At 51.5% G+C, this 18694-nt stretch carries 15 protein-coding genes; 7 read left to right on the top strand and 8 right to left on the bottom strand.

Annotated features, from left to right (window positions below; all coding sequences use genetic code 11):
- Positions 1-10: 10 nt before the first annotated feature.
- Positions 11-637: a trimeric intracellular cation channel family protein gene (locus Q397_RS0103710; RefSeq protein WP_038012821.1), complete on the bottom strand. Its 627-nt coding sequence runs from the start codon at positions 635-637 to the stop codon at positions 11-13.
- Positions 627-1490, bottom strand: a complete 864-nt coding sequence (locus tag Q397_RS0103705) for an SDR family oxidoreductase (RefSeq protein WP_028878261.1) — start codon at positions 1488-1490, stop codon at positions 627-629. Before Q397_RS0103705 ends, Q397_RS0103710 begins: the two co-directional genes overlap by 11 nt.
- 52 nt (positions 1491-1542) lie before the next feature.
- On the opposite strand from Q397_RS0103705, the gene Q397_RS20940 reads away from it, so the two are divergent.
- Positions 1543-2295, top strand: coding sequence for a tetratricopeptide repeat protein (locus tag Q397_RS20940; RefSeq protein ID WP_051609677.1), 753 nt, complete (start codon positions 1543-1545; stop codon positions 2293-2295).
- Between the two features lie 85 nt (positions 2296-2380).
- Here the strand turns inward: Q397_RS20940 and irrA are convergent, their stop codons facing one another.
- The 4 genes from irrA to Q397_RS0103680 form a co-directional block, all read right to left on the bottom strand.
- Positions 2381-2800 (bottom strand): iron response transcriptional regulator IrrA, encoded by a 420-nt coding sequence (gene irrA, locus Q397_RS0103695; RefSeq protein ID WP_038012820.1) that lies wholly within the window; start codon positions 2798-2800, stop codon positions 2381-2383.
- 135 nt (positions 2801-2935) lie between these two features.
- Complete coding sequence (locus tag Q397_RS0103690) at positions 2936-4342, bottom strand: NAD(P)H-dependent flavin oxidoreductase (RefSeq protein WP_028878259.1); 1407 nt, start codon at positions 4340-4342, stop codon at positions 2936-2938.
- A 207-nt stretch (positions 4343-4549) separates the two neighbouring features.
- Positions 4550-6376, bottom strand: a complete 1827-nt coding sequence (locus Q397_RS0103685; protein ID WP_169737966.1) for a tetratricopeptide repeat protein — start codon at positions 6374-6376, stop codon at positions 4550-4552.
- A 33-nt stretch (positions 6377-6409) separates the two neighbouring features.
- The gene (locus tag Q397_RS0103680; RefSeq protein ID WP_028878257.1) at positions 6410-7210 is read right to left on the bottom strand and encodes an undecaprenyl-diphosphate phosphatase; all 801 of its coding nucleotides are present in this window, start codon (positions 7208-7210) and stop codon (positions 6410-6412) included.
- Positions 7211-7550: 340 nt separating this feature from the next.
- On the opposite strand from Q397_RS0103680, the gene Q397_RS0103675 reads away from it, so the two are divergent.
- The 3 genes from Q397_RS0103675 to Q397_RS0103660 all read left to right on the top strand — a co-directional run bounded on the left by Q397_RS0103675 (position 7551) and on the right by Q397_RS0103660 (position 14447).
- Positions 7551-8990 (top strand): NAD(P)-dependent oxidoreductase, encoded by a 1440-nt coding sequence (locus Q397_RS0103675; RefSeq protein ID WP_028878256.1) that lies wholly within the window; start codon positions 7551-7553, stop codon positions 8988-8990.
- A gap of 17 nt (positions 8991-9007) precedes the next feature.
- Positions 9008-13522: a glutamate synthase large subunit gene (gltB, locus tag Q397_RS0103670; protein ID WP_051609676.1), complete on the top strand. Its 4515-nt coding sequence runs from the start codon at positions 9008-9010 to the stop codon at positions 13520-13522.
- Between the two features lie 256 nt (positions 13523-13778).
- Positions 13779-14447: a glutathione S-transferase family protein gene (locus Q397_RS0103660; protein ID WP_028878254.1), complete on the top strand. Its 669-nt coding sequence runs from the start codon at positions 13779-13781 to the stop codon at positions 14445-14447.
- 2 nt (positions 14448-14449) lie between these two features.
- On the opposite strand, the gene Q397_RS0103655 is transcribed toward Q397_RS0103660, so the two are convergent.
- Complete coding sequence (locus Q397_RS0103655) at positions 14450-14998, bottom strand: hypothetical protein (RefSeq protein ID WP_028878253.1); 549 nt, start codon at positions 14996-14998, stop codon at positions 14450-14452.
- 230 nt (positions 14999-15228) lie between these two features.
- Here Q397_RS0103655 and Q397_RS0103650 point away from each other — a divergent pair, with 230 nt between their 5' ends.
- Positions 15229-16032, top strand: coding sequence for an enoyl-CoA hydratase-related protein (locus Q397_RS0103650; RefSeq protein WP_028878252.1), 804 nt, complete (start codon positions 15229-15231; stop codon positions 16030-16032).
- Positions 16033-16059: 27 nt separating this feature from the next.
- On the opposite strand, the gene Q397_RS0103645 is transcribed toward Q397_RS0103650, so the two are convergent.
- On the bottom strand, positions 16060-17142 hold the full coding sequence (locus Q397_RS0103645) for a hypothetical protein (protein WP_240475018.1): 1083 nt from the start codon (positions 17140-17142) through the stop codon (positions 16060-16062).
- Between the two features lie 117 nt (positions 17143-17259).
- Here Q397_RS0103645 and truA point away from each other — a divergent pair, with 117 nt between their 5' ends.
- A complete protein-coding gene (truA, locus tag Q397_RS0103640; RefSeq protein ID WP_028878250.1) occupies positions 17260-17997 on the top strand; it encodes a tRNA pseudouridine(38-40) synthase TruA in 738 nt (245 codons plus the stop codon).
- Complete coding sequence (locus Q397_RS0103635) at positions 17994-18692, top strand: M48 family metallopeptidase (RefSeq protein WP_051609675.1); 699 nt, start codon at positions 17994-17996, stop codon at positions 18690-18692. The genes truA and Q397_RS0103635 overlap by 4 nt, the downstream gene beginning before the upstream one ends.
- Positions 18693-18694: the final 2 nt, after the last annotated feature.

Raw genomic sequence — 18694 nt, 5'->3', positions numbered from 1 at the left:
AGGTTGCCAGCTATTCTTTTTTATGTGGCCGATAGGGGGGCAGCGTCCAGCCAAACACAATCGCCAACCCCCGCACGATAAAGGTTGTCGCCACGGCAATAATCATCGCGCCCTGATCTTCCAACCCCACCGCAATAAGCACCATATACGCACAGCTTCCCGCAATTGCCGCTAGGGCATAAATTTCTTTTTGCAGCAGAAACGGCACTTCATTGCAAATAACATCGCGGATCATCCCGCCAAAAGTCCCTGTGATCATCCCCATCGCCACGCAAATAACCGGATGCAGATCATGATCGACCGCAATTTGCGTGCCCATGATCGTAAACAAGGCCAATCCCAACCCATCGGCCCATGTCAGTAGGGTGTAGCGCTTCCCATCCAGCCGATGAACTTGAAAAAACGCGATGATCGCGACCACACTGGCAACATAAATATAATTCAGATCAATCATCCAGAAGACATATTCCGCCCCCATCAACAGATCACGGATCGTCCCGCCGCCAATTGCTGGTGCCAGACCAACAATGATAAAACCAAAAATATCCAGTTCCTGCCGCGCCGCTGCCATCGCACCAGAGAGGGCAAAAACAGCCGTCCCGATCATGGCGAGGATGTAAAAGACATCAATGGTCATGATGGTTTTCCTCGGCCCAGATGGCTTCCAGCCCCTCTTTAAAACCGGGATACATCAACTCATAGCCCAAAGCCTCTTTGACGCGGCTATTATCGACTTTTTTATTATCCAGCCAGAATGTACGCGCCATATCAGACATGGTTTCTACCGCTTCTTCAAAACTTTGAACCGGTGGCATCTCATGGCCCATAATCCGGCAGGCTTCGCGCAGGACCTTGAGGGGTTCTGCCGGTTGGTCATCACATACATTATAGGCCGTTTGCGGTTGTGGATGCGCAATAGAAGCCCAGAGCACCCCTGCAATATCATCGCGGTGAATGCGCGAAAACACATGTCCCGGCTTATCGATCGCGCGCGCACGCCCCTGTCTAATTTGATCAAAGGTGCTACACCCCGGCCCATAAATCCCCGCCAGACGGAAAATATGGACAGGCAACCCTGTGCCGAGCCACGCATCCTCCGCCTCTTTGCGCGCGATGGATCGCGGGCTAGAGGGTGTGCGTTCAAAAGTTTCGTCCACCATCGCCCCGTCCGCATTGCCGTAAACACCGGTCGTCGACAGATAACCAAACCATTGCAGCTTCTTCAGGCGCGCAAAATGTTTGCGCTGTAAATTATAAAGTGGATCACCAAGGTCTTTATGCGGCGGGATGGAATGGAGAACATGGGTCACCCCTTCCAGTCGTCCGGCAAAATCTTCGAAATGGGTTTTCCCGTCGAAAGGAAAAACCTCGATCCCGTCGATCTCTTGCGGTTCGCGCATGGTGCCCATAACACGCCAGCCTTTTGCGACGGCCTGTTTTGCAAAAAAACGTGCCGAATATCCTAGACCAAATACAAAGAGTGTGTTCATCTACCCACCAAATCCCATTTTCTATCTCTTTCTTATGTCTAAAGGATTTAAGGTGAAACGTCAGGCATTTCTAGTCGCATTCGCATTTTTAATTTCCACTCAACACGTCGGGGCAGAAACCATCAACCATGCAGAAAACTATCAGACCTGTATGGGGTTGGTCCGCGAAAAACCTGAAAAAGCCTTCGACATGGCGCTAAACTGGAAAGGCTATGGCGGCGGTGAAGCGGCAGAACATTGCATCGCCACTGCCCTGATCGCCATGAAACGTTACGAAAATGGGGCAGACCGACTAGAGCGTCTGGCAGATAGCTCGCGCAGGTCCAAAGAGTTTAAAGCCCAGCTGCTCGCCCAGTCGGCCCAGGGATGGTATCTTGCCAATCAGGTCGATCGCGCCCGCGCCCTGCTGACCACCGCCATTGAACTGGATGGCACCTCCGCCGAACTTTATGTGGATCGCGCCCAGATGCGCAGTGCGCAAAACTCGCTTCATGATGCCCTTTCCGATCTCAACACCGCCCTCGAACTCGATGACATGAATGTGGATGCGCTGATTTTTCGCGGCAGCATCTATCGCCTGACGGAACGGTTTGAAGAAGCGCGCAGCGACATTCATCGCGCCCTTGCCCTTGCCCCCGGCAACACCGAGGCCTTGCTGGAACGTGGCATGCTCTATCGTATTGAAGGTAAGGATGCAGAAGCCCGCACCGACTGGATGGCTGTTATCGAAATTGACCCTTCTGGTGACGCAGCCGAAACCGCACGGCTTAATCTAGAACGCATGGACGTCAACTCCGGGTCGTAAGCGCGCCCCCAAAAGCCAGACAAGCAAAAGCCGGGTCCCCCCCAGAACCCGGCTTTTATAATTCGAAAGAGACAGCTCGATCGAATTATGACGCGGCGCGAATACGCACCACGACGTTAACACTTTCAATTTCCGACCCGTTTGGTGGTGTCGGAATACCACTCACCTGCAACTGACCATGCGGAACGTCTGTCAACATGCCGGAGCTTTCATCAAAGAAATGATGATGGGTAGAGGTGTTGGTATCAAAGTAAGAACGACCCGCATCAACGACAATCTCCCGCAGCAAACCAGCTGCCGTAAACTGATGGAGCGTATTGTACACAGTCGCCAAAGACACACGAATGTTGCCGGAAAGCGCCTCTGTATGCAGTTGTTCTGCTGTGACATGACGATCACAATCATCAAACAACAATTTCGCAAGTGCCAGACGCTGACGCGTTGGACGCAATCCTGCATCACGAAGGCGGTCAAGTGCGTGGCTAAACGGGCGTACTTTGTCCATGGTGATCCCCTATAAAAATCGCAAACTTTAGTATCGCATTGCTAGTTTTTAATTAGAACGCTTAAACTTTGCGCGGAATATGTCAGAAAACTTTGAGCTTAATCTTGACCTATGTCAAGTAAGGTCAAAGTTTCTTCAATTTCCAGTTAGGATTTGATCAACCAGTTGTGCAACCGTTGGGAATTGACCGTCACGGCCGGATTGGAACAACGGATCATCTGCAAATTTAAAGGCATTATGGCCCGCAAAGGCAAGGTTGTTCTCAACAGAACCGCCATGAGCGATATCCTGAAGCGTCTTTTGAATACAGAAAGAACGCGGGTCCGCCAAACGACCTGTTGTATTTTCTTCGTTGTCCGCCCAGTTGGAGAACGCACAAGCAGACAAACATCCCATACAACCCGCCTGATCCGCCAGAATTTCCTGAGCGCGATCCGGGTCAACAAAAATCATGGTGTCGTCAGGTGTACGCATTCCTTCTGTGTAACCCGCAGCAATCCAGCCTTCCACATCGGCCTGTTTGTCGGCAGGTACAAAGATGGAACGACCACGTGCACCAACTTTCACTTCACCAGTCAACTCGTCGGTCGGCTTTCTTGCAAACGGCACCTGACGGGCCGCACGGTCGCCCAGCTCACGCAAGAAATCGTTATTCAATTGCGACGAATAGAACCCTGTCGGGCTATATTTATTCAGCGTGACATCGCCTTCTTTCAAGTTTAGGAGGCGCTGTTTCCAGCTATCAGGGATCGGGCTTTCCTGTGTCAGCAGCGGACGAGAACCAAATTGGAAGGCCACCGGACCGATCTCCGGATTGTCCAGCCACTCTTCCCAGTCACGCAGATACCAGACGCCACCCGCCATAATGATCGGCACATCGTTCAGACCAACCGAGTTCATAAACTTGCGGATTTCTGCAACACGCGGATAGGGATCTTGCGGTTCGTCATAACGTTCCGCATTGGACAGGCCATTGTGGCCGCCCGCTTTCCACGGATCTTCGTAAACCACACCACCCAACAGGGCAGAATGTTTGGAATAAGAGCGTTTCCACAAGGCGCGAAAAGCACGCATACTGGAAACGATCGGGTAATAATAGACATTATACTGGGCAGCGATTTCAGCCATTTTATAAGGCATACCCGCGCCACACGTAACCCCGTGGATCAGACCTTTTGCGCCTTCAAGTACACCGTGAATCACACGCTCTGTCCCACCGGCTTCCCAAAGGGTATTCATGTGAATACGACCCCGACCGTCTGACCCTTCATAAGCGATACGCGCTTGCGCAATCCCGCCTTCGATGGCATAGGCGATCAGTTCTTCAAAACGTTCCTTACGGGTCTTGTTTTTGTAGACCTGCGGGATCGGATTGCCGTCTTCATCGTAAGAGTCCGGGTTCACACCTGAGAATGTCCCCACACAACCTGCTTTCGCAAACGCACCGGCACTGCGGCCATTTGACACTGCGACGCCCTTGCCCCCCTCAATAATAGGGTGTACTTCGCGTCCAGAAATAATAACAGGTTTAATAGACTTCACGTCTCGACTCCGGCGTTATGTCATAGAATTGGATATGTTCGGGCCGGACACTAACGGAAAACACTTGCTTTGACCAGCCTCTAAAAACATCATTTAGACAGAATTTAGGCGATTTCTTCAAGAAACCAAGCCCCTAAATAACTTTGTGTCTTTTTTGGAACTTTTGTACATCTCAAAAACCATGTACCAGCCGTCTCTCAACGCGCCCTAGAAGTCCCCTTCTTCCAACGCGGTGCGCACCCGATCGATGACGGCTGACCAGCCCCCAATTTCAGTTTGCCTAAACAATCTGACGCTCGGATACCACGGCGAATCATCACGCTCTTTCAACCACCTGAAGTCAGAAACAAACGGGATCAAAAGCCAAACCGGCTTACCCATCGTCGCGGCCAGATGGGCAACAGATGTATCGACGGTGATCACTAAATCCAATTTTTCAAGTGCTTTATAAGTATCAAAAAAGTCAGAAAAACCGCTACCCAAGTCTTCGACATCATAAGGAGATAGCTCGGATATGACTTCTGACTGATCATGTGCCACTTGCAAGCTGACAAAAGAATGATCGGTTTTAAAGAGCGGTGCGAGAAGGTCTAACGTCAGCGATCGGTTAAAATCATTTACATGCGTGCCTGACCCTTTCCAGCACATACCGACCGTGAGATTTTGTTCTTTTCGCACCAAAGGTGGTACAAGTAAATCAGGGTCACATGCGGGTATGGTGTCAAGAGTGGTGTTAAACAGATGCGGTAAATCCAAAAGCGGCACCACCAGGTCAACATCCTGCAAATCGGTTTCGCCGATAACCAGACGATCAACACTTGTCAGTCGTTCAAGCAGTCTATGCAAGGGCTTCTGACAAGAAAAAATCAACTGACCGCCCTGCGTGTCAATCAACCGCAAATACCGCAAGAACTGAAGGCTGTCACCTAACCCCTGCTCCCAATAAACAAGTAGATGACGTCCCGCGATGGGTTCTCCTCGCCAGATCGGCTTATCAGCAATCGCGACTTTGCGCGCGGTTGTCGGTAGATGTTTACGGGCCTCATAAAGCCGCCATCCTTCAACAAAATCCCCGCGTGTCAAATAATTGAGAGACAAGTTAAATTGCGCAGTCTCTTTAAACTCGCCTTCACTCTGCGTAAATTCCTCCAACAACTCCGCAGCGGCTTGAAAAGCCCCTAACGCTTGCAAAACCATTGCATAGTTGAAACGCAGAACATCCTCGTGTGGTAACACATCACAAGCCTCTCTCAAAAGCGCGCAAGCTTCCTCATATTTTAACGTGCGCTTTAGCAAATTACTCTTGTTTACAATAGCTTGTGTGTAGCTAGGCACTTTTGCCAAAACCTGATCATAACATTCTATTGCGGGGAGCCACTGGTTCTGGCCGGACAAAGCCTTCGCCTTGCTGAACATCAACTCCGGATCATCGCAAAAGGTCGCTAATCCGTCAGACAACACCTCTAACGCCTGTTCAAAACGACCAAGGTCTATCAGTGTCGCGCTCAGGTTATTATACGCTTCCTTAAATTGAGGATTTAAAAGTAAAGCCTTCTCATAGCCAGACAGCGCCTCGTCAACAGCACCCTTCTCACGATAAATATTCGCCATATTGAAAGTAAGGTGCGGGTTAGACTTGTCTTGCGCAATCGCCTTTTTGATGAAGACCAGCGCCTTGCCGTACTCACCTGCACCTTTAAAGGACAAAGCCAATAAATTCAGGATATTTGGATTTTTGCGATCCAGCTTATGTGCCTTAGTTAAAACAGCGCAACTTTCTTGCCAGTGCCCCAACTCGGACAACATCACCCCTTTATTTTGCAGTGCCTCCACATACCGCGGAGAGAGCGAAAGAGATTTGTCTACCAGTTTAATCGCGATTTCTCGCTCGCCTTGTTTATAGGCGACAAGAGACAAATAGTACCAAGCCACATGGTCGTTCGGCACCTGTTGGACTTGCCTCGACAGAATAGACTTTGCCTCTACAAATCTCTGATTACGTAACAAAGCGAGCGCTTGATGATGTACAGTCACGACAAATTTTCCCGATACAACGACTAGCGAGATTTAGGTAAAATACGCAAAATACAGCAATCCCGTGCCCAGCACTAAGCGATAGATAAAGAAGGGCGTAAAGGACGCGCGTTTCAGCCATGCCATCATCACCATAATGGCAATAAACGCAGCCACAAATGCCAGGCCGGCGGCTGTCAGTGCATCATTGGTCAGCTGAACATTGCCCGCTTGATACAATTCCCAGCCTTTTAACGTGCCAGCCCCTAAAATTGCCGGGATGGAGAGCAACATGGAAAAACGCGCCGCATCCACACGTTCATAGCCTAAAAAGCGAGCCGCCGCGATCGTAATGCCGGAACGCGACGTACCGGGGATCAAGGCAAGGCATTGCGCAAGACCAATAATCAACGCATCGGCAATCCCGGTATGTTCTACCCGGCGAATGGTCAGACCCATCTTGTCTGAGATATAAAGAAGTATACCAAATCCCAATGTGGTCCAGCCGATGACTTCGATCGTGCGGAATGACGGGCCGATAAATTCATTTAAAAGAAAGCCTGCCGCAATCACCGGCAAGGTCGCGAATACAACCAGCCCCGCAAGACGGGCACCCGGATCGCGTTTCCCTTTGCTGACACGGATCACACCGCGCAACATAAACCAAATATCACGCCAGAAATAAATCATGACCGCGCCAAGGGTGCCAACATGGACAGCAACATCCATCATGAGCCCCTGATCAGCCCATCCCCCAAAAATCGGGACAAGCACCAAATGGCCGGAAGAACTGATCGGTAAAAACTCGGTAATCCCCTGAACAAGGGCGAGCACTAGAATATGGAGTTCAGTCACGTCTGTAGATCCCCTGCATGACCTGTTTTTTTGAATTCAGCTTATATAACACGATAGGATTCGACCCCCAAAAACTAAGTTAGTACAATTTCGGTACTACTTATTGCAGATGCACACGAAATACCGAGACGCCGAGGCATCTGTTTCCACGCCAGAATCTCATAATAGGTCAATATAGCTGACCTATATGTCGTTTTTTTCTTGATTTATGCACAACTATCCCTCATACCAAACTCAACGCTGTTCGCCTTCTCATCGTGCCAGCGCTGTGCACACAGGCTTTGAACGCATAACTTTATAAAAGACAACTCTTTAACAAGAGGAACTGGAGACCTAAAAGATGGCTGAAAAAATGATGCAGTTCGTCACTATCGGGCAAAACTACCCCGACAAACGTACTGCCGAAGAGCGCAAACAGGATTTCAACGAAATTTACGCACGCTTCACCATTGAAAAAGCGCAAGAGCAAGCGTCACGTTGTGAACAATGTGGCATCCCTTACTGTTCCGTTGCCTGCCCTGTCAGCAATAACATCCCCGACTGGTTGCGCCTTGTGGCTGCAGGCCGTCTGGAAGATGCCTATCATGTCTCCCAAGAAACCAACTCTCTGCCAGAAATCTGTGGTCGCATCTGTCCGCAAGACCGTCTCTGTGAAGGGCTCTGTGTTCTGGAACAGTCCGAACATGACGCCGTGACCATCGGCTCCATCGAAAAATTCATCACCGACAACGCCTTTGAACAAGGTTGGGTCAAAGGCCCGCAGCCGTTGCGTGAACTGGGCCAAAGCGTCGGCATCATCGGGGCTGGCCCTGCCGGTATCGCCGCTGCCGACCGTCTGCGCCGCAAAGGCTATGAAGTCCATGTCTATGACCGTCACGACCGTGTCGGCGGCTTGCTGGTTTACGGGATTCCGGGCTTCAAGCTGGAAAAAGATGTGGTCGCACGTCGCCACAAACTGCTGGAAGAAGGTGGCGTCCAGTTCCACCTCAATTTTGAAATTGGTCGCGATGCATCCTTAAAAGACCTGCGTGAAAAACATGATGCTGTCATGATCTGTGTGGGTGTTTATGCCGGTCGTAAACTGGATGTACCGGGTTCCGATCTGGAAAACATCTTCCCTGCGATGTACTTCCTGACCGCCTCCAACCGCAAAAGCTTCGGGGATAAGGTCGAGGAATTTGATGATGGCACCCTGAATGCTGAAGGCAAAAATGTTGTTGTCATCGGCGGCGGGGACACCGCCATGGACTGTGTACGTACGTCCATCCGTCAAGGCGCGAAATCTGTTAAATGTCTCTATCGTCGTGACCGCACCAACATGCCGGGGTCACAAAACGAAGTGCGCAATGCCGAAGGGGAAGGCGTTGACTTTGAATGGCTGTCCGCCCCCAAATCCTTCAAAGGTCTGGGCAAAGTCCAAAAGGTAGAAGCGGTTTCCATGCATTTGGGTGTCGCCGATGGCTCCGGTCGCCAAAGCGTTAAAGAAATCGAAGGCTCCGAGTTTGAACTGGACGCGGACATGGTCATCGAAGCCTTGGGCTTTGAGCCGGAAGACGTACCGACCCTGTTTGGCGAACCCGATCTGGCCGTCACCCGTTGGGGCACGCTGGACGTTAACAAAAAGACATGGATGACCAGCATTGACGGCGTCTTTGCCGCCGGGGACATCGAACGCGGTGCTTCACTGGTCGTCAACTGTATCAACGATGCACGCGAAGCATCCGATCAAGTTCATAAATACCTCCGTGCGCAAGCACGCGCAGGCGTTGCTGCTGAATAAGGAGGCATGAGAGAAAAATGACAAATACATACGTATCCGATTACCAACGCGCCGCAAAATTCCTTGCTGAAAACGGCATGTACGACCCGAACATGGAACGCGACAACTGTGGCGTCGGCCTTGTTGCCTCCTTGGACGGCAAACCAAACCGCGAAGTTCTGCGCCATGCTTTCCAAGCGACACGCGCTTTGGATCACCGTGGCGCGGTTGATGCCGACGGTAAAACCGGGGACGGTGCCGGTATCCACGTTCAGATCCCGCAAGAATTTTTTAAGCGTCACATCCGTCGTACAGGGCACGAACCGGAAGAAGGCGCGCTTGCCATCGGTCAGGTTTTCCTGCCGAAAACAGATTTTGGCGCACAGGAACGCTGCCGTTGTATCGTTGAAGCGGAAGTGCTGAAATTCGGCTATCGTATCTACGGATGGCGTCAGGTCCCTGTGAACATTGAAGTGATCGGGGAAAAAGCCAACGCGACCCGTCCGGAAATTGAACAGATCATGATTGCCAACACCCTTGGCAAGCCGAACGAAGAGTTTGAAACCGATCTCTACATCATCCGTCGTCGCATTGAAAACCAGTGCCTGTCTGAAAATCTGACAGAATTCTATTTCTGTTCCCTGTCTTGCCGCAGTGTCATTTATAAAGGCATGTTCATGGCGGGGGAAATCACAGAATTTTACCCGGACCTGAATGATGAACTGTTTGTGTCCAATTTCGCAATTTATCACCAGCGGTATTCCACAAACACCTTCCCGCAATGGCGTCTGGCTCAACCGTTCCGCATGATTGCCCACAACGGGGAAATCAACACGGTTACCGGCAACATCAACTGGACGAAAGCCCACGAAACCTGCATGGCAGCCCCTGTCTTTGGTGGCCATATTGAAGATATCAAACCGTTGATCGCCAACGGCGCCTCCGACTCGGCCTGTATGGACGCGGTCTGGGAAGTGCTGGTGCGCGCGGGTCGTTCCGCCCCGGCTGTAAAAGCCCTGATGGTGCCGGAATCTATTGGCCAAAACGCCCTGATGCCCAAGACCCACGAAGACCTGTTTGCCTATTGTAACTCCGTCATGGAGCCCTGGGATGGTCCAGCCGCGATTTGCGCCACTGATGGTCGCTGGATTGTAGCCGGCCTTGACCGTAACGGTCTGCGTCCCTTGCGCTACACCATCACAGGCGATGGCATCCTGCTGGTCGGCTCTGAAACCGGTATGTCTCAGATCGACGAAAGCAAAGTTGTCGAGAAAGGCCATGTGCGCCCGGGTGGTATGATCGGTGTCGATCTCCATGAAGGTAAATTCTACCACGATCGTGAACTGAAGGATTGGACCGCCGCACGCCAGCCCTATGGCGAGTGGGTGAAAAACATCACCAAAGTTGATGAAATTATCAAAGCCGATTCTCCAAAACCGGTCTATTACCCGCTGGATGTGCTGCGTCGTCAGCAACAGCTGTTCGGTTTTACTGAAGAAGACATGGACCTGATCCTGCGTCCCTTGGTCGAGACCGGTCAGGAAGCCATCGGCTCCATGGGTGATGATACACCGCAGGCAGTTCTGTCCGACCAATATCGCGGCCTGCACCACTTCTTCCGTCAGGCGTTCTCTCAGGTGACAAACCCGCCGATCGACAGCTTGCGTGAAACCCGCGTCATGTCGCTGCGCACCCGTCTGTCCAACCTGGGCAACATTCTGGATGAAGGGCCGGACCAGTGTGAAGTGGTTCAGCTTGAATCTCCGGTCCTGACCTCAACAGAATTCCACGCGCTGAAGAAATTCCTCAGCGAAGATGTGGTCGAACTGGACTGTACCTTTAATCCGAAAAAAGAAACCTTGCGCGACTCCATCGAACGTATCCGTCATGAAGCGGAAATGTCCGTTCGCGGCGGCAAGAAACATATCGTTCTGACCGACGAGCATATCTCTGCTGAAAAAGCGCCGATCCCGATGATCCTTGCAGCTGGTGCGGTTCACAGCTATCTGGTTCGCCAGCAATTGCGTACCTTTACTTCTATCAATGTACGTTCTGCGGAAGCCTTGGATGTTCAGTATTACGCCGTTCTCATCGGTGTCGGCGCGACAACCGTCAACGCCTATCTGACAGAAGAAGCCATCGCCGAGCAACATGCCCGCGGCATTTACGGCGACATCAGCTTTGAAAAAGCGGTCGAGAACTACAAAAAAGGCATCAACAAAGGCCTGCTGAAAACCATGTCTAAAATGGGGATCGGCGTCATCAGTTCTTACCGTGGTGGCTATGCATTTGAATCAGTCGGCCTGTCGCGGTCCGTTGTCGCAGAATTCTTCCCCGGCATGACCTCGCGTATTTCCGGTATCGGTCTTAAAGGTCTGCAAGACAAGATCATTGAAATGCATGAGCGCGCGTTTGGCGATGACAAGCCCCTGCCGCAAGGCGGATTCTACCGCTATCGTGCCAAGGGCGAGCGTCATGCCCATGACCCGCTGTTGATCCACAAACTGCAAGATGCGGTGGCAACCGAAAGCTATTCCAAATATCGCGAATATGCTGACGGCGTAAACAGCCGCAAGCCGATGATGTTGCGCGACCTTCTGGACTTCGATTCAGATCGCGATGCAATTTCCGTCGATAAGGTCGAATCGATCACCGAGATCCGCCGCCGCCTGTGTGCGCCTGCGATTTCCGTTGGGGCCTTGTCACGGGAAGCTCACGAGACACTCGCCATCGCCATGAACCGCATTGGCGCGAAATCCAACTCCGGTGAAGGCGGGGAAGACCGCGAGCGCTTTAAGCCGCGTAAAAACGGTGACAACGCTAACTCTGCGGTCAAACAGGTGGCTTCCGGTCGCTTTGGGGTCACTGCGGAATATCTGAACAACTGTCAGGAACTGGAAATCAAAGTCGCCCAAGGGGCAAAACCGGGTGAAGGCGGACAGCTGCCGGGCTTCAAGGTCACCCTTGAAATCGCCAAGCTGCGTCACTCTACACCGGGTGTGACCCTGATTTCGCCGCCGCCGCACCACGATATTTATTCTATTGAGGATTTGGCGCAGCTGATCTATGACCTGAAACAGATCAACCCGGACGCTCGCGTCTGTGTGAAACTGGTTGCGCGTTCCGGTGTTGGGACCATTGCTGCCGGTGTTGCCAAAGCGGGTGCGGACACGATCCACATTTCCGGTTATGACGGCGGAACCGGGGCATCCCCGCAATCCTCCATCAAATATGCCGGTCTGCCATGGGAAATGGGCCTGTCAGAAGTCAATCAGGTCCTGACCCTCAACAAACTGCGTCACCGCGTTAAACTGCGCACAGACGGTGGTTTCCGCACAGGTCGTGATGTTGTCATCGCGGCTATGCTGGGGGCCGAGGAATTCGGAATCGGGACAACCTCTTTGATCGCGATGGGCTGTATCATGGTGCGTCAGTGTCACTCCAACACCTGTCCGGTGGGTGTCTGTACCCAAGACCCGGACCTGCGCAAAAAGTTCACTGGCTCTGCGGCAAAAGTCGTCAATCTGTTCACCTTTATCGCAGAAGAAGTCACGGAGATTCTGGCGTCGCTCGGTTATGAAAAGCTGGAAGACATCATCGGTCGTTGCGATCTGTTGTCACAGGTTGGCCGTGGTCGCGAAAACCTCGATGACCTTGACCTCAACCCGCTGCTGGCTCAAGCCGATACTGGCGACACACCGCGTTTCTGCACCATGACAGACCGTAACCCGGTGCCGGATACACTGGATGCGGAAATCATCAAGGATGCCAAAAACGCCCTTGAAGGCGGTGAGAAGATGCAATTGTTCTACACCGTTAAAAACACACACCGTTCTGTGGGGACACGTACCAGCTCCATCATCACCCGTAAATACGGCATGACGGGTCTGGAACCGGATCACCTGACCGTCCGTATGCGCGGTTCAGCCGGTAACTCCCTCGGGGCGTTCACCGTTCAGGGCCTGAAACTGGAAGTCTTTGGCGATGCTAACGACTATGTGGGTAAAGGCCTGTCCGGCGGCACAATCGTTGTTCGTCCGATGGTCTCCAGCCCGCTGAAGTCCAACGAAAACACCATCGTCGGCAACACCTGTCTCTATGGCGCAACCAACGGCAAGCTGTTTGCGTCCGGTCAAGGCGGCGAACGTTTTGCGGTTCGGAACTCCGGTGCGACAGCGGTTGTTGAAGGCATTGGCTCCAACGGTTGCGAATATATGACCGGCGGGACCGTGGTTGTTCTGGGTGAAGTGGGTGCCAACTTCGGTGCTGGCTTTACAGGCGGCATGGCGTTTGTTTATGATGCAGATGGCACATTTGAACACCGTGTGAATCCCGAAAACATTATTTGGCAGCGCACTGAAGTTGATCATTATGAAGCCTTGCTAAAAGGTCTGATCAAAGAACATGTCAAGGAAACCCATTCACAATTTGCCCAAACCCTGTTACAGGATTGGGAGATGGAAAAAGGTAAATTCTGGCAGGTGGTCCCTAAAGAGATGTTGGATAAACTGGACATCCCTGTCACAAATCAGGCTCGTGTAAAAACAGCCTAAATCAAGATTTGCCCCACCCGACAGCGCGGTGGGGCATACCCTAAGCAAGTTACAGTCTCTCGTGACTTGTTTGCCGGGATTATCCGATCAGGGACGGTCGGCTAAATCCCAGAATACCTGCAATGGTATTCATCCCTAACCAAGACTTGGGCGGAAAGTTTTATTCTTTCCGCCTTTTTTTTGACTTTAAAATCATGCAAAAACAGAGTAAGTCAAAACATTGTGCAGCGCATAATAAACAAATATTCGAGAAAAAATGAGACGTCTCTACCACCTTCCCTTTGATCCTGCTAGCCGCAAAGTCAGACTTCTTCTCGCCGAAAAGAAGCTGGATTTTACGTGTCAGGTCGAACCTGTATGGGAGCGTCGCGACACTTTTTTATCGCTAAATCCGGCAGGTGCCGTCCCCGTCTTGGTGGAACCGGAAGGGCACCCCTTGTGGGATGACCGCAGCATTTGCGAATATCTGGAAGAAGTCTATCCCGAGAAAAATATGCTCGGTAAGACCCCGATTGAACGCGCAGAAGTGCGCCGCCTCATGGCATGGTTTGATATCAAGTTTGGCGCAGAAGTAACCAAAAACCTGGTCGGTGAAAAAATCCAGAAACGGTTGTTTGGTACCTCAACGCCTAACTCCACCGCCATTCGCGCCGGTAAACAGAATGTGCATTATCATCTCGAATATATCGCCTATTTGACCGAACAACGAAACTGGCTGGCAGGCACCGAACTGTCACTTGCCGATATCACAGCGGCCGCGCATATCTCCTGCGTGGATTATCTGGGTGATATTCCGTGGTCGCAACATCCTGATGCCCATGACTGGTACGCCCGTTTTAAATCCCGTCCGTCCATGCGTGATGTATTGTCAGATACAGTGTCCGGCATTCAACCCGCCGCCCATTACACCGATCTGGACTTTTAGCCTCAGGCGCTTTGGGCCACATCAGTGAGCCAATCCAGTTCCGTGCGAATTTGCATGACCTGCAAATTATAATGGACCTTCCCACGATTGGACCCCCGTAGACATTCTTCGCAATCCTGTTCCAGACACGTGAGTTTGCAGGAATAATAACCCACAAGTTCCTGCACGACTTTGGCGCGGATTGCGGTTGGCACATCTTCCAGAAAGGTCGATTTCAACGCCAACAGGCAGTGGACATTAAACGCCCCGACCCCCATCGGTCGTTTCATCAGTTCAAAAAACTGCCGGATGCCGGTGCCTGTCACAGAATAATAGGTTTCGCGTCCACTTTGCAGACAAACCACGCTTTTTTGTCCAATCAGTCGTTCTAGGGAGCATTCCAGAACATCACGCGTCGGGGTCCAGGGTTCCGTATCAATCATCCGCACGGCGCTGACCAGACCATTGATGGTGCGGGCATCGCGAAACAGCAAACCGAGGACACATAGGTCCGTTGTCTCATTTATGCTGTTGGTCGGTGTTCTCACAAGATTGCGGCGTTTCGAAATCATGTCATCCTCAATGTCTCTTTAATGCGAATGATTATTAATTACACGCAAAAAGGTACTCAGACAACACTTCTTTTCATTATTTTACAATTGTTCAGCTGTTCGATAAGCGAACAATCTGTATAACTATTGACCTGAAAAGACTCTTGCACTCCCTAGAGGTGTAAGTAAAACTGGATGCGGACATTTTCCCCTAGAGAGTGTCCGCATTTTTTTTGGAAGGATGGACCCCCATGCAAACTCTCCCCACGTTAAGTGACGCCGATTTGACCGTTAAAAACCGTATCGCGACCCTGACCTTTATGCGCAACGACGTGCGCAACGCCCTGACAGGGACCACACTCATTGACGATATTATCGACACGATTAACTGGGTAAACAAAGCAAGTGACGATGTCAGCGTCCTCATCCTGACCGGTGATGGGTCAGCCTTTAGTGCAGGCGGCAATGTCAAAGACATGCAGGATCGCGCAGGTGATTTTGCCGGTGATGTGGAAGAAGTCCAGACTCGCTATCGTCAGGGCATCCAACGCATCCCGCTTGCCCTGCACAAATGCGAAGTCCCCGTCATTGCGGCTGTCAATGGTCCGGCCATTGGGGCAGGCTTTGACCTTGCCAATATGTGCGATATCCGCCTTGCCTCCAGCAAAGCCAAATTTGGCGAAACTTTTGTCAATTTGGGAATCATTCCCGGTGATGGTGGCGCGTATTTTCTACAACGCCTGATCGGCTATCAAAAAGCAGCCGAACTGACCTTTACCGGACGTGTCATTGACGCTGAAGAAGCCAAAGACATCGGTGTGGTGCTGGATGTCTGCGCCCCGGAAGAGCTGATGACGCGCGCCACTGAAATGGCCCAGCAAATTGCCAGCAAGCCACCACAAGCCCTGCGTTTCACAAAGCGCTTGATGAAAATGGGCCAACGTATGGAACTGCCGGACTTTCTCGACCTTTGCGCCTGTTTCCAAGGCATGTGTCATAATTCAGACGAGCATATGGAAGCGGTCGAAAAAATGATCGCGATGATGAAGAAATAAATCGGAAAAATAACCCGGACGGCTGGATCAGTTGCCAAGCACCGACATGATCGGCTTGGCCTGCTCCAGATCGCGCATACGATCCAGACCTTGCTTCATTTCTGACATGATAAATTCAGAACGGCGCACGGGTCCACCCAAGTTCGGGTCCGGGAACAATCGTTTCCAGTGGATCATTTTTACGGTCAGGCCACATAACACACCCCCAATTGTGGTGTGGTAGCTTTCAATCATATTCTTGACCGCCTGGAAGCGTTCCGCATCCAGATTATTCCACATGGTTTTAGACGCTTTGTTGAAATCTTCAAATCGGCCGGAAATCGACGCACAGGTCCCGTTCACCGTATTTTCAACAACTTTGCAGGTCTTCATCAACGCCACATCATTGCGCAACTGCCAGTTTGACCGGATACCTTCCATAGAGTCGAGGAATTCGTTCACCACCGGCATGATGGCATCAAGACTGTTGCGGTAATAGGATAAAGACAGGAAGATATCGCCATAATCTTCCAGGAAGCGCGGCACTTCCATCAGGTCAATCTGCAGCTTGTCTGCCATCTGCTGTAATTTTTCGCGAGCTTTTCTGACATCCGGGTCTTTAAACAGCCCGATCACATCCTGAAAAGACTGGATCGACACATCATCAGATCCATAAATCTGCATAATCAGGGGCATGGTAAAACTGCGCATATAACCGCCCAGCTCAGCTTGTTTTTCATCCGATAGCTTCAGGGCCACGTCATCATTTACCGGAATACCATGTTCCCGCAACGTGATTCGCAAGGAATAAATATCGTAACTGGACAAAACAGCCAATTTACGCAAGATAACGAGATCAGGGTGGGTTTTATCTTCCGGCCAATCAAATTCGGCGGGCAGGTCTTCTACATCCAACTGACCGGAGCCGGTTTCTTTATCGGCAAAAACTTCGATCGCGCTTTGCAGCTTGACGTTTTTAACCATACGAGCGCGGGACAAACCCTTAGTTTCCAACGGCAGGATCGACAGAGGCACAGCATAAAGCGAGTCCATATCCTCCTGAACCCGGATACGGTCTTCTGCTTCGTAGTCTCTTTCAATCGTCGGAAAACGAACACCCTTTTTAGCCACGAAATCGCCCCTTACGTCATCTACACGTTATCAACCTATTTTACTCCTACCATATATTTGCATATAAATTGAAAAAATACCTCAAATTATTTAACAAAAACGTATAAGTAAGTATTTATGCCTAGATATAAATTAACCATAGAATACGACGGCACCGGCCTTGTCGGATGGCAACGTCAAACCAACGGACCCAGCGTGCAACAGACCATCGAAGACGCCATTTCGATCTTTGCCGGTCAAGAGGTGCGCCTGCATGTGGCAGGGCGTACCGATGCGGGCGTGCATGGTCTGGGAATGGTTGCCCATTTTGACATGGAGAAAGACCTGCCCGACCAAAAAGTCGTGCAAGCCATCAATTCCCTGAGCCGTCCGGCGCGCGTCGCTGTGCTGGCGGCAGAACGGGTGGATGAGGAGTTTCACGCCCGTTTCAGCTGTCTGGAGCGATCCTATCTATATCGCATCCTTTGTCGCCCTGCCCGCCCTGCCCTTGAAGACGGCAAAGTCTGGTGGTCCATGCAGGCGATGGATGTGGAAGCCATGCACGAAGGCGCACAGCACCTGATCGGACGCCATGATTTCACCAGCTTTCGCGCCAGTCAATGCCAGGCAAACTCCCCGTTGCGCACGCTTGATGAACTGACGGTCGCCCAAGTCGGGGACGAAATTCATGTGCGATGTCGCGCGCGGTCGTTCCTGCATCATCAGGTGCGCAATATTGTCGGCACCCTTGGTTTGGTCGGCACGGGCAAATGGCAACCCATCGATGTCAAAACCGCGCTTGAAGCCAAAGACCGCGCTAAAGGCGGCCCCACCGCACCGGCTTGCGGCCTATATTTTGTCGAGGCGAAATATTGATCCACAGTGTTGAGCTGGACGGGCAAACCATCCCCATTACCCTGAAATGGAATGCCCGTGCAAAACGACTGATTTTAAAGCTTGATCCCAAAGGCAATGGCGTCATCGTCACCTTGCCCGAAGGCGTCTCCCAGCGCCAAGGCCTGCGCATGGTCGAGAAGAACCGCGTCTGGATCGCCAACCAACTGGCAAAACAGCCCACACCTGTCCCGTTTCAAGATGGGGCAGATCTGATGTTTAAAGGCGAGATGTATCGCCTAAACCACCTGCCCGATGCCCGTGGCACCGTCTGGTGTGAGGAAGACCAAAAGACCATCTTCATTGCGGGGAGAGCTGATTTCTTTGAACGCCGTCTCAGTGATTGGCTCAAAAAGCAGGCTAAAGAAACCATCACCCCACAAGCCCACACCCTTGCCGCCCGAATTGGAAAAACACCCCGGCGCATTTCCGTTCGTGACACCGTGTCAAGATGGGGGTCATGCAGCGCGCAAGGCAACCTGTCCTTCAACTGGCGCCTCATCCTTGCGCCACCGCACATTCTGACCTATGTCGTTGCCCATGAGGTTGCACATCTGCGCCATATGGACCACAGCCCTGCCTTTTGGGCGACCGTGGAAGAGTTGGGTGTAAACGCCCGCGAAGGACGCCATTGGCTTAAGAAAAACGGCACTTTTCTTCAAAGAAATGGTCGATAATT

It is taken from the genome of Terasakiella pusilla DSM 6293 (genome assembly GCF_000688235.1).
Taxonomy (GTDB): domain Bacteria; phylum Pseudomonadota; class Alphaproteobacteria; order Rhodospirillales; family Terasakiellaceae; genus Terasakiella; species Terasakiella pusilla.
This window is presented reverse-complemented; position numbering and strand designations above follow the sequence as displayed.